The sequence below is a fragment of the Enterococcus sp. 9E7_DIV0242 genome, assembly GCF_002140975.2.
Lineage (GTDB): Bacteria > Bacillota > Bacilli > Lactobacillales > Enterococcaceae > Enterococcus_L > Enterococcus_L clewellii.
The window spans coordinates 3,029,408-3,051,641 of the sequence record NZ_CP147247.1 but is presented as its reverse complement, the minus strand read 5'-3'; the positions used below and the strand labels follow the sequence as shown (position 1 = coordinate 3,051,641).

Annotated in this window: 17 protein-coding genes; all 17 read right to left on the bottom strand. The window is 38.5% G+C overall.

Annotated elements, in window-relative coordinates; all coding sequences use genetic code 11:
- Window positions 1-66 precede the first annotated feature (66 nt).
- The gene (locus A5888_RS14470; RefSeq protein ID WP_086348730.1) at window positions 67-1,146 is read right to left on the bottom strand and encodes a DUF916 and DUF3324 domain-containing protein; all 1,080 of its coding nucleotides are present in this window, start codon (window positions 1,144-1,146) and stop codon (window positions 67-69) included.
- Between the two features lie 88 nt (window positions 1,147-1,234).
- On the bottom strand, window positions 1,235-1,855 hold the full coding sequence (locus tag A5888_RS14465) for a WxL domain-containing protein (protein WP_086348729.1): 621 nt from the start codon (window positions 1,853-1,855) through the stop codon (window positions 1,235-1,237).
- Between the two features lie 12 nt (window positions 1,856-1,867).
- Window positions 1,868-2,296, bottom strand: coding sequence for a hypothetical protein (locus tag A5888_RS14460; protein WP_086348728.1), 429 nt, complete (start codon window positions 2,294-2,296; stop codon window positions 1,868-1,870).
- A gap of 12 nt (window positions 2,297-2,308) precedes the next feature.
- Window positions 2,309-3,817 carry an adhesive domain-containing protein gene (locus A5888_RS14455; protein ID WP_170924745.1) on the bottom strand — a complete coding sequence of 503 codons (1,509 nt, stop codon included), beginning with the start codon at window positions 3,815-3,817 and terminating at the stop codon, window positions 2,309-2,311.
- Between the two features lie 558 nt (window positions 3,818-4,375).
- Window positions 4,376-4,834: an ASCH domain-containing protein gene (locus tag A5888_RS14450; RefSeq protein ID WP_086348726.1), complete on the bottom strand. Its 459-nt coding sequence runs from the start codon at window positions 4,832-4,834 to the stop codon at window positions 4,376-4,378.
- A 164-nt stretch (window positions 4,835-4,998) separates the two neighbouring features.
- On the bottom strand, window positions 4,999-5,943 hold the full coding sequence (locus tag A5888_RS14445; protein ID WP_086348725.1) for a 3'-5' exoribonuclease YhaM family protein: 945 nt from the start codon (window positions 5,941-5,943) through the stop codon (window positions 4,999-5,001).
- Window positions 5,927-8,662, bottom strand: coding sequence for an ATP-binding protein (locus A5888_RS14440; RefSeq protein WP_086348724.1), 2,736 nt, complete (start codon window positions 8,660-8,662; stop codon window positions 5,927-5,929). Before A5888_RS14440 ends, A5888_RS14445 begins: the two co-directional genes overlap by 17 nt.
- Entirely contained in the window at window positions 8,662-9,885 is a 1,224-nt protein-coding gene (locus tag A5888_RS14435; RefSeq protein WP_086348723.1) for a metallophosphoesterase family protein, read from the bottom strand. The genes A5888_RS14440 and A5888_RS14435 overlap by 1 nt, the downstream gene beginning before the upstream one ends.
- A gap of 214 nt (window positions 9,886-10,099) precedes the next feature.
- Complete coding sequence (locus A5888_RS14430) at window positions 10,100-10,441, bottom strand: YlbF family regulator (protein WP_086348924.1); 342 nt, start codon at window positions 10,439-10,441, stop codon at window positions 10,100-10,102.
- A 67-nt stretch (window positions 10,442-10,508) separates the two neighbouring features.
- Window positions 10,509-12,659 (bottom strand): PBP1A family penicillin-binding protein, encoded by a 2,151-nt coding sequence (locus A5888_RS14425; protein WP_086348722.1) that lies wholly within the window; start codon window positions 12,657-12,659, stop codon window positions 10,509-10,511.
- A 1,555-nt stretch (window positions 12,660-14,214) separates the two neighbouring features.
- On the bottom strand, window positions 14,215-14,523 hold the full coding sequence (locus tag A5888_RS14420) for a transposase (RefSeq protein WP_139843840.1): 309 nt from the start codon (window positions 14,521-14,523) through the stop codon (window positions 14,215-14,217).
- Window positions 14,524-14,708: 185 nt separating this feature from the next.
- Window positions 14,709-15,221 (bottom strand): DUF624 domain-containing protein, encoded by a 513-nt coding sequence (locus A5888_RS21500; RefSeq protein WP_422389751.1) that lies wholly within the window; start codon window positions 15,219-15,221, stop codon window positions 14,709-14,711.
- A gap of 145 nt (window positions 15,222-15,366) precedes the next feature.
- Window positions 15,367-17,331 (bottom strand): heparinase II/III family protein, encoded by a 1,965-nt coding sequence (locus tag A5888_RS14415; RefSeq protein WP_339101664.1) that lies wholly within the window; start codon window positions 17,329-17,331, stop codon window positions 15,367-15,369.
- A 26-nt stretch (window positions 17,332-17,357) separates the two neighbouring features.
- The gene (locus A5888_RS14410; protein WP_086348719.1) at window positions 17,358-18,887 is read right to left on the bottom strand and encodes an extracellular solute-binding protein; all 1,530 of its coding nucleotides are present in this window, start codon (window positions 18,885-18,887) and stop codon (window positions 17,358-17,360) included.
- Window positions 18,888-18,922: 35 nt separating this feature from the next.
- Entirely contained in the window at window positions 18,923-19,795 is an 873-nt protein-coding gene (locus tag A5888_RS14405; RefSeq protein WP_086348718.1) for a carbohydrate ABC transporter permease, read from the bottom strand.
- 12 nt (window positions 19,796-19,807) lie between these two features.
- Complete coding sequence (locus A5888_RS14400) at window positions 19,808-20,770, bottom strand: ABC transporter permease (protein ID WP_212647192.1); 963 nt, start codon at window positions 20,768-20,770, stop codon at window positions 19,808-19,810.
- A 15-nt stretch (window positions 20,771-20,785) separates the two neighbouring features.
- Window positions 20,786-21,925 (bottom strand): glycoside hydrolase family 88 protein, encoded by a 1,140-nt coding sequence (locus A5888_RS14395; RefSeq protein ID WP_170924744.1) that lies wholly within the window; start codon window positions 21,923-21,925, stop codon window positions 20,786-20,788.
- Window positions 21,926-22,234: the final 309 nt, after the last annotated feature.

The window sequence follows — 22,234 nt, the reverse complement described above, 5'->3', positions numbered from 1 at the left end:
TATATTAATAGCGAACAAACAAATACTTCTAATTTCCGGATATCCTCCACGCTGCATAGCACAGACCTAATTACTTTTCGGCACAGAGGTCGGGCGTTTTTTTCTCTTTTTCCGTTTCTTAGCTAGTTGTTTTTTCAGCTTTTTATTTCGATTGATCATCAGCAGTGTGACGCCGCCTAAAACAAGTAGCACTGTTACAAGAGCAACGGTTGACCAAGGTATGTCAAATCCAGCTTTTTGAACCGTTACATCTTTTTCGTTATAGTCGTCAGCTTCTTTTTTCGTCACATCAAAGGTTGGGCTGCCTGTCCATTCGCCTTGATCGTTCTTTACGGTGACATTCACTGTATAAGTGCCATCACCAAATTCTTCTCCGGAAAAAGGAATACGAAAGGGCATTTGAGTATTCGGTGCCATGCTCAGTTTCTCTTTCTTACCGGAAACCACCTCTTTGCCATCTAAAAGAACGCTGTAATCGATCTCTATGTTTTTTACATAGACTGCCGATGTATTTTCTATATCTGTTTCGATAACATTTCGGTAATTGACCTGAGCCGATCGGGCCTCTTTGATGGTCAGCTCCGGTGCCACTTCGGCTGCATCTGAACGCAGCAATACAGCTATTTCTCTGGAAAATACATTTTTGATATTGCCCTCCACTTTTTCAGTGGATATTTCTTCAAAATACACACCACCCGCCAGTACACCTGAGAATTTGTCCTTTGGCATAGTAACATTCAATGTGATGTCCTTTGATTCATTTGGCGCTAGGGTGATCTCTGCATCACTTAGCTTGACAAGTTTTTCAATATCATACGGTGCTGACGTAGAAGAATCTTCATTGATGCCGGAATACTCAATAACTCCGGCACTATTCGTTACTGCTCGATTAAACAACGCTTTTAGTTTAAGTTCTTTTTCGCCTTTATTGGTTAGAGTAACGATCAGATTTTCTTCTTTGCCAGGCTCCAATGTCAGGTCAAAATAAGAAAGATTCTTTTCCGACTGACCATCCGGAACATGGATCACTGCATCAAAGCTATCCAATGATTCAGCCTGAGCAGGCAGAGAAGCTACACCTACTCCTAAAATAAGATATAGTGAAAAAATGAATCCGGTAATAATGGCTTTATATGTATAGTTCATGTTTTTTTCTCCCCCTCAGGCTGATTCCTAAAAAATGCTGGGATGAAACCGACTCGTTGGCATTTCATCCCAGCCAATTAATCTATTTCTATGGTGTAGCAGAGAATGTCCAATTCAGAGTCGTTTGATAATTTGCTTGCTTCTTATTCGTATTTTTCGGTACAAACAGTTCAAATTTGCTTAGTGCCAATGCTGTTTCACCAGCACCTTCATTCGCATTCGCAGTCAATACATCCGCTGTTGTTCCTAGTTCAAGATCCAACGTGCTATTTGCAATGCTCGCACCTGTTGGTAAAGAACCGACATTATTTGTCACCGCACCACCGTCGATAGATAAGGCAGCTCCAGCCAACTCATTTGACCCAGCTTGGAATTGTTCGGCTTGAAGAACTTTTACTGTCCAGCCTGTTCCATCCGTTCCTCGATTGTCGCTGATTGCTACACTCCCTGTTGTTACCGGAGAAGCTTGTACACCATCTGTCGTCGCAACCCAAGTTTCGTCCACTTTTGACTGAATCGCATGAGAACCAAAGTTTAGATTTGTTGGTAACGAAGCACTCGCATCTCCAGTATTTGGATCGAATGTGATTCCACCTGTCGTGTAGTCAACTGTAGCGTCCGTTGATTTATCTTCTGCAAATCCTGTCACTCCCAGACCTAAGCTAGAACCTAGTAAAACTGCTGATAATAAAATTTTTGAATATTTCATAACTTTCTCCCCCTATGATTTTCTTAGATTATAAACAGCAATTAGAACAAATATAACGCCGACAACTACAAATATATAATTTACCGTGTCGTTTGTTTTCAGAAATTCACTTGCACCGGACGATCCTGCGGGCTTAACGATTACTCCATCACTGCTTGTACTTGTATTGTTCGTTGGATAGGCACTACTCGTAGTAGTAGTAGTGTCCGTGGCTGTACTGTCAGTGGTCGCGCTGCTCGTAGTTGTCGTCGTGGTACTAGATTCTGCGGTTGAGCTGCTCTCTGAAGAACTAAAACTTTCTGATACTTCTTTCTCCCCTTCAAAGTAACGGATGTTTCCATTTGTAACAGTAGCCTGAGCCATCTGTGAGGAGATCAAAAAAGTCAGGGCAATGCTTCCTAAAATCAATAAGAAACAATTTAACTGCTTGAACAATTTCATCATTCCTCCCCCCTATGGACTCTCTGTTACAGTCCAGATAAGTGTGGTTTTGTATTGACCTATTTTCTTTACCGTATTTTTGGGTACAAACAGATCGAATTTCGGGAGCGTCAAGCTGGTTGTACCACTCGCAGTAACATTAGAAACGGCTAAGACTTCCTGTTGTGAGCCATCGATCAGCTCTACATCTCTACCGCTTATGCTTCGCACACCTGCTGAATAATCTGTAGTCATAGTGCCGCCATAGATTTTCAATATAGGCATACTGAGTGCATAACTACTTGTGTTTTTCCATTGACCAGACTGCGCTACCTTGACTTGCCAGTTTTTCGTAGTAGATCGTGTATCTGTCACCGAGACTGTTCCTGTTGTTTGTGCAGCCCCCGAGACACCACCCGCTGTCGCTGTAAAAAGCTCATCCAGCTTCGTCTGAATTGGATGCACCCCAAAATTCAGGGCATCCGGCAGTAAGGTGTTGTTCATCGCAAAGGTTTCACCGGCAAAGTAAATATAAGAGGTTGCATTTGCTGTATTAAGTAAATCAATATCAATAACCGATGACTTGATTACCGTGCCTACAAACCTTGCATCCAAATTACTTGTAATACTACCGGGACCTGAGACAAATGTTGGTAATGTGATCGTCGTCTGCCCTAAAACAGAGGCATCAGCTAACTGCTGAACAGCTGCTCCCCCAACACCCAATGCAGGCAGCAATGTAGTAATTGCGGTATTTAATGCCGGTTTAACTGTATTCAACACGGGATTGATAACGGCAGCTACGGCATCCCCTACTATAGGTGTGGTCACAGTCACTTTCAAATTTTGAACAGCCGTATTTAAGTTGACTAATATCTGTCTTAGATTCCCCGCTAAAATAGTCCCCAGGCCTTCATCCATATTCAGATAAATTGATCTGGCATCGCCGACTGTCGTTGCCGAATAGGTGGTATGACCTAGTGTTTCTAAACTGTCTAGTAGAGCAAGCTGTTTATTTACTTCCGTCAAATCAAAAGAGACTCCGACCAAACTTAATGCACCCTTCTGGATGTTGTCGATTAACGTAATCAATCCATCTAACGCATCAAAAGTAGGTTTTAATAGAGCTACTTTACTTAAATCTACGGTAACATTCGTATCCACCTGAGCATTTCCGTTAGGTGTCACCTTACCGGATAACTGCGATGGGATAACAAGTACACCATATTTTTTTCCGACTAAATTCGCCGAAACATTTGCTAATCCAGCACCGGAAATCGTAAAGTTTACGGGTTGATTGGTTACGGTCGGCTGCCATCTTACGGTTGAACTTGTGTTGCTGTTGTTCGAGGTCTGCATATTAGACAAAATCTCTACATCCAACACCGCAGCAGACGCTTCCTCATTGTTAAAAAAATACGATAAGACTCCTGTAAATCCTCCTGCAACAACCAAATTGATCACAAAGTAACAGACAAAAAAGTTTTTTTTACTAAGAAAGCGCTTCAACTTCTTTGGATTTCTCCCTCCCTTAACACGCACATTCATCTCTTCCTTTCATCGTCATTTTTTAGCGCCAACTTATCTGAGTAGATTATATGTTGCCTAAAAACATAATCATAATTTAATGCTTACAAAAAAAAACTTTTTTTGATTAATAATAAGGAATGTTATGTTTATTCTATAAAAAAATTATTTTAGGAATACCTATATCGTTCTTTTATGAGAAAACAATGAGTGAGATAAATTTTAATCAATAAAGAGTTTATCTGTTAAATAGACAAAATAACTTAGTTATTAAATACACCATTCTTTATGATTTTCTTCGATTACCAAAAGTTATTTTACAAATCATGTATGCTGTCAATAACAGTATATATTTTTTGATTAAATAACAAAAAATATCATTTTTACCCTACAATAGATCAAATGATTCTACTTATTTTCATTACATTTAGGCACGTTTATAATCGAAGCAAACTGTCTGTCATTTCCCTGATTACGTCATTTTTTTCAAACAAAAAAAGGGTACGCAGAATTTTGGTTTATTCTACGTATCCTCTTCTTATTTCTAGCGATTTCATTTTAGACCTGTCTACCTTATTTTTTCCGATAAACCACATCAAAATACTCATACACCACAAGATGTTCTTCTGTGAACTCTTCGTTCGCTTCATTTAGCTCTGCTTCAAAAAATGGACGATGGACTTTTCTCCAAAAGGCAAGATTCCGCTCACCCTCACCTTCCAAATACCCGTGAAGATCCGTTACATTTTTATAGGGTAAAATATCGATCAGCTTTGCTTGAATGATTGCTGCAGCTTCACCTCGACCGTCTAAAAGAATGCTATAATCTCCGGCTTTGGGAAGCTCTTCATTTTCCAACTCATAGGCGCGTTTCAACCCAGAGGTTCCTCTTTTTTCGCCAAGCAAGACCTCCTGAAGCAATTCATCCGCCATTTCCGGCGTTCTCCCAAAGCTCCAAGCCGTGTAATGGCCGTCTTTAATATCGTGTAATTCTACAAATTCATTCCATAGCGCCTCAACTGATTGGTTCATTCAGTACTCCTTTTTTACTTTTCTATTTTCTCTAACTTGTGTTATTCATAGCAGCCTTTGATTGCATCGAAAAACTCAATAAACGAACCTTGATACCACATTACAAGCAAAGCTAAGCATAGAGGTAAGACACTTTTTTCAAGCTATAGCAGTGCTTCGCATTCTTAGATATTTTTAGGCACATAGAAGCTGCGATTGTCCATACCAAAGATTCGATCTGTATAAGTTCCAGGCTCTGCCTGTCTGACAGAAGTTAGCATCATCTGAATCGATGCATCCATATTGTCAATTTGATGAAGGATTTCCGCCTCCATGATTCTTGGTCTTACAGGAGATCCATATTCCAATAGTCCATGATGGGACAAGACCATATGGCGCAAGATCGTCACATCTTCATCGGCTTCATCGATTTTCAATGCCTGACAAGCACTTGTGATTTCTTCATCCACTAAGACTAAGTGACCGATCAAATTACCAGCTAATGTGTATTCTGTACTCATTGCGCCTGACAATTCCTTCACTTTGCCCAAATCATGCAAAATGATCCCCGCATACAACAAGGGGGCATTCAAGTCTTCGTACTCCTGACAGATGGCTTTCCCTAAACGCAGCATCGTCAAGGTATGATAGGCCAATCCGTGTGCAAACGCGTGGTGATTACGCTTAGCCGCAGGAAAATCAAAGAATTCTTTTTGATATTTCGTCAAAAGATGACGAACAATTCTCTGCCAATGAGCATTCGCTATTTCAAAAACAGTCTGATTGATTTCTTCAACCATATCTTCTCGTTTCAATGGTGCCCGCTCCATATATAGCGCAGGCTGGTTCGGTTCCTCCGGACGCGCCAAACGCATATGAATGATTTTCACCTGCGGATTGCCTTGATATACTTCACGCTTCCCGTTCAGCATGATAACTTTTCCTGACTCAAAGCGTTGAATTTCCTCTTCGGAAGCATCCCAATACTTTCCATCGATCGTTCCGGATGTATCCTGAAAAGTAAATGCTATAAACTTCTTGCCATTTTTAGCTGTACGTACGTCTGCATTTTTAATCAATAGAAACAGCTCAAAAACTTCATCTATCGCAAGCTCACGAATTTTTTTCATCTTTTTTTCCCTCCAATTGAACCACTGGTTGTTTATTCTCTTGATAATAGCTTACCATTTCTTGATCAGAAGAAAAACAAATGATTTGCTGTGTCTCACCAAAAAGTTGGAATAATCGAGCTAAATGGCGTTTTCTTTCGTTATCATAGTGCAGCCAGCCATCATCGATCATGATTGGAAAAACACTTTTTTCTCCTTGCAATGAAAGAAAAGCAAATCGAATAGCCATAATCAGTTGATCCTTTGTTCCTGTAGATAAGTCATATACCGCAAAATGCTGTCCAGACGCATTTTCCAGCTGCAGTTTTCCCTCTTGAAGTTGAATATCTGTATAGGCTTGGTTGGTCAATAATCGGAAATAGCGTACCGCCTGTTCCAATAAAGCGGGCAGCTGTTGTTCAGACAACTCCGTCAAAAGGTCCACTACCAATTGCTCAGCCAAACGATAGCCGCTCCAATCCACAGCAAGCTCTTCAATCTCGGCTTCAAGTCCAGCTAATGCCTGATACAGACTATCCAAGGTCCCATCCTCAATCATTTGCTGACGGCTGTATAATAGGCGTTGCTCTTCTTTTTGCAGGCGGAAAATTTCCTCCTCTGCCGCAGTCAGTCGCGCACTCTGCTCATATTTTTGTGACAGAAGCTGCTGTTCCGTAATCTCTTTTGGATACATGCCATTCAAAAGCTGCTCCAGCTCTGCCAGCCGTTTCCCGACAGACTCATTTTGAGTATAAACCTGTAGTTTGTCAGGCACATCCTCTAATGCGAGAATCTGATAATTGTACAACAATGGGCGCGCGGCTTCCAAAACAACCTGCTGCTTCTCACGAACTTCCTTTAGGGATTGCTTCGTATAGATATCCGCATTGTTTCCTTGGGCAAAGCGTATCTGCTCCATTTCATCAGCAAAATCACTGATAATTGCTACTCTATCAGCAAGACTCTTCCCAACGATCGGAAGCCAGCTAACAAATCGTTCGGTCTGACGTAACCATTGATTTTGAGTTTCTTTGTCTTCCTCTATTTGACGTTGAAGCTCCTGTGTCGTACTAATTAATAAAAGATACCGTTTGATCTCTTCCTTATGGTTCATCCAAAACTCAAGTCGATCCATTTTCCCTAGATGGTTGTCGCGTGTTTGCTTTTGGATATAGTGCTGCAAATGCTCCTCCTCTTCATAAAGAGTAGTAATTTGTTCTTGGGTTTGATGTAGCTGTTCGTTCAGATAATCCAAATTGGATAGCTTTTGCTGCCACTGTTTTTTCACTTGATCATTTGTATTTTTCTGCGGCATAAATAACATTATACCTACGGTTATCAAACATATAACTGCGACCCCTAGCAGACCCCAGCGCACTGAACCTGACGTCAAAAAACCGCCAAGCAAGCTGACCACTGCTAGTCCAGCAAGACATATACTGATCATTTTTCTATTTTGAGGTTGTTTTTTACTCTGACGATCTCGTTGGAAAACACGTTGATTCACCGCTTCAAAATCCTCAAGATTTTTTTCTTGGCTGAGAATACTTGCTTCTAAAGAACGCTCTTGCTCCTCTGCTGTTTGCAGTTGAACCTTCCGGCTAACGATGCCCTCCCGAAGTTCTGTCAATTGACTGTCCTCAAAAAACAAGCGCGGCGGTTGTTCCTCTGACCAGCCCCATTTCTGTTCAAGGCTGCGCAGTTCCTGCCGATTTTGCTCCATCGATTGCGTCATCCATTCGATCTCAGATACTAGCTTATTGATCGTATAACGCTTGTCAAGAAACGCTTTGATGGACGCCTCTTCATTTAAGTAAAATAGATATTCAGCCGATCGGTCGTGCCCACCCACACTAGATTGGATGGTTCGATTCACTCGTTCCTGTTCTTCTTTCAAAAATTTATATTCTTGATATAAAGACAAAAGTTGCTCTTTTTCACCTGCGTCAACAACAACAGATGTGTCAACCTGCTTCTTGTTCAACTCTGTCCATTCTTCAAAGAGAGGATAATTCAGTAACTGCTTTTCCACTTTTTCCAGTTGCTGCTTCATCTGAAGAACCACTGCCCGCTGTTCAATCATTGCTTGCTCGGTTTCATAAAGTTCAGCCAAAATATGATTAAATTGCTGCTCTTCTTTTTCTTTGTGTGAAATTTTCTCCATAAGCTGCTGATATTCTTCAAGCTTGATATTCAACATAGGACGAGAGCCTTTACTTTTATAGATTTCCTGTGCGCTTTTACCATATTCTTCCCGTGTTTTCAGCATCTGGTCGCTGCCCGAAATTCCCAGTGCCAACAGCGAGGTCTGCAGCTCTTCCTCATCTAGCTTGTCCAGTTGTGTCAACTGCTCCTGTTGAAACGTAAAGACTGTTTGAAACAGCTCCTTGGTTAGCGGATGGAGAATCTGCGTCAATAACGCTTCATCTCCAATTTGATCCCCCATATATACTTTGGCTTGTCCCTTATTCAGCTCTTTTAACCGCTCAACCTGAACTTTTCCGTATAATGGATGCTCCAGCCAGAGACGACCACCATAGCTTCCGCCTCCCTGTGGGACATAGTTCTTTCGTTTCTTCCCTTTCGCAGGGAAACCAAACAGGATTGCCTGGATAAATTGATAAATCGTTGATTTTCCAGCCTCATTCTTGCCATAAATCAACTGATTATTACTGGAAAATTCAATTGTTTTTTGCTGCCATTTGCCAAATCCGGCAATTTCTATCGAAAGGATTTTCATTACTGATCCTCCTTGATCATAAAGTATTCCTTAATATGCTGATCCGCTCGCTCAATACATTTTTCCCGCCATAAGGCATCGATTGGCTGCATTTTAGAAAATTGCGGCTGTTGCAGAAGTTCTTTGGCTGCTTCTGCAAATATTTCCGGCTGCAAATAATTTTTTTCTAGCTGTTCTAATAATTGAGCAGAAGCTCGAATTGGTATTTTTTGAAATGAGCTCTCGCCTTTGGTCGAAAGTTGAAAAACAAACAATCGGCCTGTTTCTGCCGTCTTCTTTTGCAAATAGCTCAGTATTTCTCCATTTGTACAGGCGATTTGAAACGCTTCGCCAAGCTGCTCAATATCTGTCAAAACAATTTCCTTCAGCAAAAATGTCTGCCTATGTGTTGCTTCGTCAAATAGTCCTTTTTCCAGAAAGGTCAGCGCCTCTTTTTTTGTACGATACTCTTTTAGAGAGTAACGCGTTTTTTCCCAATAGACCTCTGCTGTTTCCTCAAAACGAATCGTTGCCGGACCATTCCCCAGATTGACAACACCAACTCCCTGTACACCGATTTCTTTTTTTGTATGCCCTTGAGGTGTTCCGGGATAAACGATCAATGGATCTGCACTCAGCACCTCCGGCTTATGAATATGGCCCAATGCCCAATAATCATAGCCTAAAGCTTTCATTTCACTCAAAGCAAAGGGCGCATACCTGGAATCACGATTTGTTGACAGCTCTCCATGATAAATACCAATATGAATATCTGCCTCTGATGCTCTTCGCGGAAACTCCGACAGCTTATTCTCCTCGATCCAAGGATGCAGGTAACTAAACCCTGAAACAGCCACTCGTTCATTGTTTCGCGTAACAAAATAATGTGTTTCCACATCCTCCTGTTCAAACAAAAAGACCTGTTCTGGGAAATCAAACCAGTACCGCTCCGCACTATAATAATCATGATTTCCAAAACTGATCATCACATGGATGTCTTCTTTGATTAGTCGTTCCAGCCCCTCGAAAAAATACGCTTGCGTCTGGATAGACGTCTGGCTTTGGTGGAACGTGTCACCGGCAAAAATAACGGCATCTACCTGATTTTTCAACGCTGTATCAATAAGGTTATGTAAAACCCGTTTATTGACATCTTGAAGCTTTTGTCCGACTTGCTCCGGAAAAGCCTTCAGGCCCTCAAATGAACGATCTAAATGTAAATCAGCACTATGCAATAATTTCATTGTGGCTATTTCCTCGTCTTTCCAAAGTTTCCTCTATCATATCATTTTCTACAAAATCGGTCAGTAAAAAGATACGAAAATTCGTTCGCTTTTTATTATTTTTCCCTTTACAAATAAGGTCTAAGAAGAAAAAAAGCAATCAGGAAACATAACGTCTCCTGACCGCTTGTGTAAACGAGCACCTATTGAATAGATGCTTGTATTCATTTTATACTTAGTTACTATACAGATCACGAATCGGTGTCATGATGATTCGGTTCAAGTCATTCACGATCATGCTGAAGGCTTGTTCTTTTTCCATCATTTTATTGATCAATTCAGTATTTTGAACTTCCGTTGCTAACTGTTGTGCTTTCTCAGCATCTTCTTCAGAAAATTCTTCGCCACGCATTTGTTTTTCCTGCAGTTCTTGCTGGAATGCTTGAAACTCCTTGAATAGTGTATGAGCAGCTTCGTTTGCTTGGACCTCGCCATAAGCTTCCTTCAAAGCCTTGAATTCATTCATTTCTCTTAGTTCACGTTCCAACTGATTTGCTGTATCATAAATGTTTGCCACGTTTTTAGCCCCTTTTCTTCCAATAGTTTCTTTTATTGTAACACTTCTATACCACATTTCAAAAAACTTATTCACCGACCAAGCCGCCAAAGAAATCAGAGACACCTTCTTTGACATTATCCCAGCCTTCTTTGATTTGATCACCAATATTTTTGGCGCCTTCCTGTACCTGACCGCCAATGTCCTTCACATTGTCCTGCCAGCCATTACTTGTCATTCCGGCATCTCCTGCGTCAACAACCTCGCCACCTGTTGCGTAAGCATCCGCAACTGTAAATGGTGTATTGGGTGTGTTTGGCAGAATACCACTGGCTTGACTATTGAAAACATTCGACGCATGGGTCGCACTGGTTCCTTCTAAATAATGATTCTCATCGGTTATTTCATAGCCTAACCAAGTTGCCAGTACAACATCCGGCGTGTAGCCTACAACCCACTGATCATTTGTTTTCGTACTATCGAATCCTGTTTCTGTCGTTCCTGTTTTCCCAGCCATCACATAGCCATACGGATCTGCATTGATACCACTTCCAGAGCTAAACACCCCTAATAGCATACTTGTGATTTCATCCGCTGTTTCTTGAGAAATGATTTGTTTTGTTTTCGCATCTGTTTTATCGATAACCACGGCACCTGTAGAATCGACGATTTTTGTGATCAAATGCGCTTCGGCTAACTGACCACCATTTGCAAAAGCACTGTAGGCCGCCGCCATATTCATCGGAGAAACACCCGTTTCAATGCTTCCCAAAGCTAGAGGATAGCGTTTATCTGCTTCATTCAGTGGAATCTCAAATGCTTTCGTTTTATCATAGCCCTTATCCAAACCAATTTGGTTCAAAAGCCAGATTGCCGGTGCATTTAGACTTTCACCCAAGGCTTGATACATAGGTACCTCCCCTTGAAAGGTCCGGCTAAAATTCTGTGCCGGATAATAATCCTGTAGTTGATCCTGTAAAATGCTGGCAGGCGTATACCCAGCTTCTAGCGCCGGTGTATAGACGGAGATTGGTTTTAGGGACGAGCCTGGCGAACGTTTGGTTTGTGTCGCAAAGTTGAAGCCACGGTAGACATGCTCTCCACGTCCCCCAACAACTCCTTGAATCCCACCTGTTTTAGGATCTAATGCAACTGATCCACTTTGCACGATCGCACCATCTTCAGCGTTCGGTGGAAACAGTGCATCGTTGGTATAGGTTTGCTCCATTGCTTGTTGGTATGTTTGATCCAAGGCTGTATAAATTTTGTAGCCTTTCGTCAAAAGGTCCTCTTCCTTGATTCCATAACGATCCACGGCTTCATCGACTACCGCATCAAAGTAGTATGGGTAGCGATAATCCGAATCAGCATCCGTATAGCCATCGCTAAGTAAGTTCGCTAGCTCAACGCCAGCTTCACCATCCGCTGTCGCTTGATCCAACTTATTGTTTTCTACCATTAATTGAAGAACCGTGTCGCGACGATTGACTGCATTTTCCAAATTGTCGATTGGATTATAGATTCCCGGTCCTTTCAGCATCCCCACTAACGTAGCAGCCTCACCGATCGTCACCTCTGATGCACTGACACCGAAGTAACGTTTCGCAGCATCCTCTACGCCCCAAACTCCGTTTCCAAAGTAGGAATTGTTCAGATACATTGCTAAGATATCTTCTTTTGAATACTTCTTCTCAATTTCTATAGCCAAGAACAGCTCTTTCGCTTTTCGATCAAGGGTCTGATCAAGAGTCAGATAAGCATTTTTTGCCAGCTGCTGCGTAATTGTACTTCCGCCTCCAACAATTCTCCCCATGGTAACTCGACCAATTACCGCTCTGAATATCCCTTTGATATCATAGCCGTTGTGCTTATAAAAATTTCGATCCTCTGTTGAGACGACTGCATCTTGAATGTAGGGTGAAATCTGATCTAATTCAACAAAGGTTCCTTTCTGACCAAACAGCTTTCCAGCTTCATCATTATTTTTGTCATAAATAACTGTCGACTGCTGAAGCCCTTCTTTTAAGGCTTTTACATTTGCTGCTTTCGCCAAAGTAAATAAATAAATGCTTGTTACTAATACGGCAACCATCGCCAGTAGTAAAATGATTTTATTGATCTGGTACTTTTTCCAAATTCGTTTTCTCCATTTATGAAACCGAATCAGATGAGGCTTAAGCCACGCCCAGAATCGCTTGATGACCGAACCGGTCTTCCTCATAAATTCTTTAAAATCCATAAGCGCTCCTTTTTTTGTATGAGGCTGTATCTGAAAATTCTAACTATCCTTTCCAGACAAACCTTAGATATTTTCATTATTCTAACACATTTTATTCGTTGTTTAATAAGACCTCCGCATGATTTTCACTGCACATAACGAGGTTTTCCTCATTCTACCACGATTTCCTTTTTATTTTATGTAGAAAATGTTAAATTTGCGCTAAGATGCAACACCACGCCCCTGTTGATTGGATTCAGCCCCTCAATGAAAGAATTATTTTTATCCAGCTTAACCATCTATTAAGAAATACTAGATTGTCCTCACGCTTTTTTTCCAATTTAGCAAAAGAATACGCATAGAAAATTCACAAACTATGAGTAATATATAGACATACCAATAAACAAACCCTAACACAACACTTTTTCATTTTTAACTCCTTTTCCCGCCCTCCCCCAAAGGGCGGGTGTTTTTTTGTCCTTTTTCAAAAGCTGCTTGTTTCAAAATAAAAGCTTTGTTCAGTCATTTTCCATCAGTATAAATTTTTATTTTCTGCATTCAGCTGAATGCAACTGTATGTCCTACTACTTAACTTGTAACGACTCTCGTTAAAAATGACCAAGTCAACCGTAATGCTTCCGAAAAGGCGCGTCTTATCTTTTCATTAATAAATCTTTTACACTTTCAGAAAGTTTCCTACACAAAAAATTCACATCTTGAGGTTATTATTAACTCATACCAATAAACAAACCCTAACAAACACTTTTTCATTTTTAACTCCTTTCCCACTCTTCCCCAAAGAGTGGGTATTTTTTTGTTCTCTCATTGTTCGTTGGCTATCCTGATCTATAGCTATTTATTTTCTTTTTGAAAAGAAATAAATTATCCAATTAAATAGCACCTTATCTTTTCGTTAATAAATCTTTTACACTTTTGAAATGTTTCCTACACAAAAAATTCACATCTTGAGGTTATTATTAACTCATACCAATAAACAAACCCTAACAAACACTTTTTCATTTTTAACTCCTTTCCCGCTCTCCCCCAAAGAGCGGGTATTTTTTGCCTAAAAAGCAATGATTGTGGAACATATGGTATGCTCCCTCTATACAGGATATTGAAACATAAAAATATTTGAATATCTATAGTTGAGCTTGATCAATGCTTGTATACTGCGAACCTTTACCTGTATGGATAATGAGACCTGCCTGTGATTGTTCTTTAACGTAGGCTTGAAGAAAAGCATCGATTACCAATTGATTTTTCATTCTTGAAAACATTGCTCAGTCAATAATTTTCCTTGTATATACATCAATAAAAGCAAATACAAGGTTCCTTTTTTAGAGGGGCATAGGTAATATCACCTAGCCAAATTTTTTTCCTCTCTGTTGCAACAAAGGTTTGGATGAGAAAGAGAAGCCTACGTTCTTTTAAGACTTTCGTAATTCGAATTGTTCCATATCGTTTTTAAGCAATTGATTTTCTCATTTTCTTTTGAATAATTCATAGAAACCGGATTTTGAAACATTGAGTGTTTGTCAAGCACGTTGAATGTTTACTGTTTCTTTATTGTCTTTCAAGAATTGAAATCGGATTTCTTGCTTGTCTTCAAGAACACCTGGTACTTTTTTAACAACTCAAGTTCTTCCCTTAAGTAACGACTCTCTTTTTCCTGTTTCTTTATTTCATAGTGTATATCAAAAAGTGCGCTTCCTTTTCCAGGAAACGCACTATCACCATATTTTTCAACTTCTTGAATCCAACGATACAGACTATTCACGTAAACATCCAAGTGGTCACTCACTTCTTTAACAGAAAAACTCGCTTCAATAATCAATTTTACTGCAGCTGTCTTGAATACTTTATCAAATGAACGTCTAGGCATAGGGAGACTCTTTTCTCTCTGTCTAGTTTATTATACCAGTTCTACCTTGAATTGCTGTTGGTAACCAATTTAGCTAAAAGCAGATAATCAATGTAAAATTTACCTCCACTTTCAGTTTCAATTTCAAGATAGCTTCCAAACTTATTCACGAAAAATCAAATTTCCAATTCACTTCCTGAATACGATTAGATAGCTGTTTTCATTTTAAATATCAATTTACGACAAATTGATATATGGTAATGAGTCAATAAGAACAAGAAAAAAATGACGACCAATGTGTTGGTAAACCAGCTTGCTACAAAAAGGATAGCCAAATAGAAGACCGCGAAAGATAGACAAGGAAACAAGTTACTAAAGCATGTATATAAAGAAAGGTGAAGTATCCATTTAAAAGAAGATGAATACTTGCTCATGAGAAAGATTCCCAATAGGTAAGTAGAAAAAATAAGAACGAGTAAAAATAGAAAAATAATTTTCTGATAACCTGTTATAAATAGCAAATCTAGTAAAAGAATAAACATAGTTGTAATAAATACACTACTCCAAAGTAATCCCTGCTTCCAGCATTGCTTATATGCTACAAAAAATTTGTAGATAATGCGTTGATCAAATTTATTTTCTGCCGACTCATTCATTAATTGATACAGACTGATTAGAGCAGGTGTGATAGGAAGCAATGAAACATAGAAAAATAGCATATTATTGTGAAGCTGCTGAGTTAAAAATAACGATAACAGATATAAAAATAGAAGACCATTCGTAAGCAATAGACAAAAAAATAATTGGAAATAATAGTAAACAAATTTACTTATCTTATTCAACTGATCATTCATTTTTTTCCTCCTAATCCGTATTTTTAAAGTATTCTTCAAAAGATTTTATATTAATCTCAAATTTTTTTTGGTTTATTTTAACATGATAATTCTCTGAAGAAATCGGATAAATTGAAATCTCAGGTTCTTCATCTTTGTTTTCATACGGATATAGAACCGTAATGTAGCTCTCTTCTAAATATTTTCCTTTATAAACAACTTTTCTGCTTTCTCTAAAACAATCATTTACATCAGACAGCTTTCCTTGTCGAATATTTACCTGCTGATCCGGATAATTTACTATCTTCACATCAATCATCTGATCTTTTCCTAGAACGCTGTCTTTCCTTACTTCAATATCTGTGTAATCTAAATGAAAGGTCCGAGTAATTATTTTCCCTTTATCTGGAGTTGTAACTTTGTCAACAACTACTAGAAAACGATTATCAACCAAGCCCAAAAAACGTTGAACACATATTGGATCATAAGACAAATGATATCCATGCGCAAAGGTCGTCCCTGCTTGCTTCACTAGACCAGTTAATTCGCCTTTTTTTTGTACACCATACTCCCAAGAGCTTATATATTCAAAAAAATCCTTATTATCAATCATCAAAGTACTATGGGAAGCAGTTGATTTCATTTCCTTCCGAATCGCTGAATTCTTATACGTGTAGAGCCCTGGATCACAAATAATATTTTTCCCTAAAGCGATGTATTCAAAAGAAAGTAAATCAATATGCGCATGTAAATTTTGTATCGGGCTTCTACAGGTAAAGGCATAGCTCTGTGCAAGAGAAGTCCAGTTGCTACGAACAAACGCTTGTCCTAACTCTTGATTAAACAAATTTAGTGGTAACTGTTTTGCTTCTGGAAGCTCTGTTAAGCCCTCGATTGTTGCAATAAATGTTGCTGGATGTTCTGCATAGCGAATATATTGGTATGCTGTTTTCTGAATCTCTTCTCTATTTAAAAATGAACACATATGACGTAGCCAAAATGGATCATCAAATGCCAAATAACCATAAACACCGCTCATGATAGATAAATTGTTACTGTGAGAATCACCTAACGGAAATGTCTGTCCTGTAGGACGCATACAATGCAATGAATAATTTAAGTTTGTATGCAAACGTTGTTGGAAATCTTCTGCAATAGTAATCCCTGCTTCCTTAGCCAAAATCACCACTAAGCTGAACCAAAACATACATCCATTATGATACGACGGACAACCTTCAATTTGTCCACCAGCCTGAGTTAGCTGGGCCTGGCTACAACGATTCAATTCTCGATATGCAAAATCCTTCCATTCTTCACTCTTCTTAAATTCGGGAAACATCAGAGCCGTTGTCCAAATACCCAAACATTCCATTAGGTAATGATTATGGTCTGCTTTGGGCCAAAGTTTTGGGGAAATGGCTATCAGTAGCTCCGTTTGCTTATGAACGCTTAATAAGTATTCTTCAAAAATTTTCTCCGTTAGTAAAGGTGAATCTCCCAGATATTTTATAATTGCCGGCCAAGTTTTATAGAGTCTAATTCCACACTCTAAGGTTCTAAGCGGATGAACTTCGTTAAAATAGCTCAGAGGCTGAGTTGAGAAATCTACTGTCAAAAATTGAGTTTTCTGATGCCAATCTAAAAACTCGACTATTACCTTTTCAGCGTATTCAACCTTACCTGTATAAGAATAAGCTTCCAACAAAGGGAGCCAATGCTCCATTCGATTTAACTGCCAAAGAAACTCATTATCATCGTTCATTCTAGCATACCAATTTGGAGGATTCCCAACAAATTTAGCTTTCCCTCCAGTTCCCGGCAGCAAGAGCTGCCCATTTAGAGCAGTCTCTGCTTTCTCAACTACCTCAGAAACTAAATGCGGTAATTTGGAGGAAATGACAGTTGATCTTGCTTGCTGAGTAGTTTGCTGAGAAATCCGAGCTTTAATTCTCGTTATTGTCTCACCTTCTATAAAAAGTGCATTTATATTTTTCACATGTGTAACCTCTTTTCTCAATCAAGCTATTTTCCTACTTTTTTCAGATATTGACTGTATGCTTCTTGGTTAATCTCAATCAGCTCCTCCACGCCTAGCTTTTTCAGCTCAGAAATAAATTGATCAAAATCAATTTGTTTAGAATCAAGTACCCATTGCTGCGTAGTTTCCGTAATAAAGGTGTTGATTTTCGGAATAAGCTTTTCGACTTCTTTTTGTCTTTCTTCAGTGAATTTCACCTCTGGATATTGCTCTTCAAAATAATCGTTCTCAATATAGTCATTGATTCCTTCTAAAGCAATTTCATTCGTCCACTGTTCTTCATATGCATAATCCTGCTGAAAGCCAAAGTTTGATTGTGCACCAATTTCCCGTAATATTTCTACTGCTGGTTTATCCCCTTTTAATACCTTATCTGTTAAAACAGGTTTGCCATCAATCATTTCATACGTATCACCTTCAATTCCAAAATTTGCCAAACGACGCCCTTCTTCAGTGAACCAGAAATCAAAATATTTTATTGCTTTTTCTTTATTGTCATTTTCAGAACTTATTCCCCAGCCGTAAGTTCTTGGAATTTTGCGCTTTGTTGGTTCTAAGCGCTCACCGTTGCTATTCTCCGGGGGAGCCATTGGAAGAAATTGAAAGTCAGAAATTTTCTCTGTCAATTGATCGTTGTAGTTTCCTGTAGAACCAAATAAATCATGTGTAGCTCCACCTAAGTTTTCTGCCAGCAACACATCTCTAGCATTTGCTCTAGTATAGATTTCTGGATCAATCAGACCTTCTTTATACCATTTTGCAATATTTTCATAAGCAATTTTGAAAGTTTCCTCCATTGGACCATATACAGCTTCACCATCTTTTACAAAAAATCCTGGATGTGCATTCCAAAGACTTAGTAAATCATTAATACCATTGACTGAACTTCTATGAAAATAGGGAATTTCATCCTTTTTTCCATTTCCATTTGGATCTTCATTCGCAAATGCGGTCAAAGTTTGATAGTAGTCTTCTACATTATTCGGTACCTGTAAATCTAAATTGTTCAGCCAATCTTTTCGGATAAACCAACCTGATTGAGCAACACCATCTTGAACAAACGGTATAAACCAAATTTTCCCATCTGGTCCTGTTGCCATCTCTTTAACCTCAGGATTTTCATCAAAAAAAGTTTTGATATTTGGTGCATGTTCGTCAATTAATTGATCTAATGGCTCGAAAGCACCTTCTCCACCATATTTAAAAAATTCCAGATTACTAGCCATCACAATATCGGACAAATCTCCTGAAGCCATCATCAAGCTGAATTCCTGTGTAAAATCAGTGACAGTTGAAGGCATAACTCCCTTTAAGGTTACACCTGTTTTTTCAGCTGCTTCCATAAAAACGGGCCATTCTCCATTGAATGGGCCAGCCTCCACTGTCCCACCATGAATAGTCATAGTGATTTCCTCTTTATTATCAACCTTATCTGTCCTATTTTCTGATGATGTACAGCCTGCCATACCCCATAAAATGGTCAAACTTGTAGCAATAATTATACTTTTTTTCATTGTCTGTTCTCCCTCACATTTTATACTTAAGTAATTTAACCTTTAACAGCACCAACCATTACACCTTTAACAAAATACTTCTGAATAAATGGATAAATTAATACAATCGGAATAACGGATACAACAATCGTAGCGTATGTGATTGTTTCTACAGAAACTGTTGTAGTGGGATCAATTGCTGTTGCAAATTCTGACCCCAATGAATTTTCTACGATTAATTTTTTTAATAATACTTGAAGAGGCGCCTTATTCTCATCTCGGATAATTACCATTGCCCAAAAATAACCATTCCAACGGCTGATTGCATAAAATAAACTAACTGTAGCCAGTGCAGCTTTGGAAAGTGGTAAATAAATCCTCCATAAAATTTGATGATCCTTTGCTCCATCTATCAATGCAGCCTCTTCTAGTTCCTCTGGAACACTTTCAAAAAAACTCCGTAATAAAATAACATTAAATGTATTACAAGCAAAAGCAATTATCATTGCCATTCGTGTATCTAGCAACCCCAAATCCTTAATATTTAAATATGTTGGGATCATTCCTGCATCAAACCACATCGTTATAGTAATAAAAATTGTAATCAGTTTTTTTCCGCGTAAACGTCGCTTAGATAAGGCATATGCTCCTAGAATTGTCAGCAGCATACTTGTTATCGTTCCTACTATAGTGTAGTAGATTGTGTTACCATAAGCGATTAAAATTGAATTATCGGTTAATAGTTGTCTATATGAATCAAAACGAATATCCTTAGGAAATAAAGTCATATTGCCCGTAACAACACTCGTTGGTGAACTAATAGACGCTGATAATACATAAACAAACGGATAAAGCGCTATTAGTGAAATAATCCCCAAAATAGTATAATTGATTAGTCGAAATGTCTTTTCTCCCTTAGTCTCTACCATCCAATCTCTCCTTTACCACAAGCTTGAACTTGTCAATCTACGACTTAATTTATTGGCACCGATAACCAATATCAACGCAATAATTCCATTAAACAAGCCAACCGCTGTTGCAAAATCATATCGTCCATCAATTAAACCAGATCGATAAACATATGTACTGATGACATCTGCTGTTTCATAGGTAGCAGGTTGGTATAAAAGAATAATTGCTTCATAGCCTACAGTTAAAATACTTCCAATTTTCATAATGAGCATAATTACAATTGTAGGTAAAATACTTGGAAGTGTGACATGCATGATTTGTTGAAACTTATTAGCACCATCAATTTTAGCTGATTCATAGAGTCCTTCATCGATTCCTGCAATAGCTGATAGAAACACAATTGAGCTAAATCCAGTTTCTTTCCACAAATCCATTCCCGTATAAATTCCTCTAAAGAATTCTGGTTTTATCAAAAAATATATTTTTTCCAGACCAAATCGTTCCATTAGAATATTTACTATACCCGTACTCGGTGATAAAAAAGTAGTTACAATTCCTGCAACGACAACAACAGAAACAAAGTGTGGAAGATACGTCAATGTCTGAACTACTTTTTTGTATTTTGTATGTCTCACTTCATTGACCAAAACTGCTAGAAGAATGGGGGCAGGGAAGCAAATCAATAAGTTATATAAATTTAAAATCAGTGTATTTTTTAAAACCCTACCAAAATATTCACTAAAAATGAACTCGTTAAAATGCTCCAAGCCAACCCATGAACTACCAGTAATCCCCTTAAATAAGCTAAAATCTTTAAAAGCAATCTGTAAGCCCCACATTGGTTTATACTTGAAAACGATAAACCAAACAACGAACGGAACTAGCATTAGATAAAGAAATTTATCTCTTTTGACATCTTTTACCAACGATTTCAGCCATCTTCTTTTGGGAGATTGCTTTTCATTTGTAGAAACTGATAATTTTTGTTCCACTAGTTCTTCCCCCTTTTACCATAATGAAATATCTGCATTTAATAATTTAAGCAAGCCTTCGATATAAAATGAGTCAGCATAGATCAAGGTAGAGTTTTTTCCACTCTCTTCATGGTATTGAACAGCACAATTAGCAATAATTCCATCATCAATCTTTTCATAATCAGCAATTTCAGCTAAACGCTTCAAAATTTTTATTCCATAAAGCTGATAGACGCTTTTCTCTTCTGCTGATACATGCTCTGCAATCTCTAATAATCCGCAAGCAATAATAGCTGAGGCACTTGCATCCCTGTCATCAGATGTTAGCGGAGCCCTAAAATCAATCCTTGCTAAAAAATTACTTAATCCCAAATTTGCTATAGTAAAGTGGGCACATTTTTTTGCAATATCTAAATATTGGATATTTTTTGTATATTTGTAACATAAAGCAAATCCGTAAATCGCCCAGCCTTGTCCTCTAGCCCAAGCAGAATTCTCCGAATACCCCTGTCCAGTAACTGCTCTTATAAATTCTCCAGTACTCGAATCAAATATCCCTATATGGCTTGTTGAACCATCTGGCCGTATCAAATGGGTCGCAACTGTTTCGGCATGAGCCTCAGCAATTTTTGAAAAACGAGGGTCTTGCAACTCTTCACTTGCCCAAAACAGTAGCGGAATGTTCATCATACTGTCAATAATCACCCAACCACTACAATCTTCTTCTGTTTGCTCCTTATTCCATGCACGTAAGAATTTACCTTCAATATTAAATCTCCCAGCTAAAGCCGTAGCTACATGAATACTTCGCTGATAAGAACGTTGATCTTTGAATAGTTTATAATTAACAACTGAAGTTAATAACCACATGAACCCTACATCATGATGTAAATGTTCAAATTCTACTAAAGCTTGGTCCAATCGTTCCTCCACACTTTCAGCTGTTTTTCGGTAGATATCTTCTCCAAAATAACTATATAATTGCCAATTTATTCCCCCCCAAAACCCATTCGTCCACCAACTAATATCGAGTAGACCTTGATCACTATACTTCCCTCTGACTGTTTGATAGGGGATTCCATCTCCAATCCGATTAATTTCCCATTTCACTTTTTGAGCAACTTTTTTTAGTTCTAACTCGCTCCAAGTTTCAGTGTCTAGCTCCACATTCATCTTTCCTTCCAAATCCAAATTCAACTGCTAAATATTTAGACTCCAGCAAAATCAGTTACATTGCTTTACAAACAATAGCTTTGAAATAGTACTCAACAAATAGAACTACATATTAAATCATTAAAAAGAGTATGTAGTATAATAAATCAACCGTTTTCATTTTCAAAATAAAAGAATAGAAGATGAAAACTACTATTTGAAACTCAGCCCATTTAACTTTACATCTTTCTTAATTCAAAGCTTGATTTTAGTATAGTACCTCTCTCTTTGTAAACAAATAGCAAAAAGAGACTTCAACTATAGAAAAAG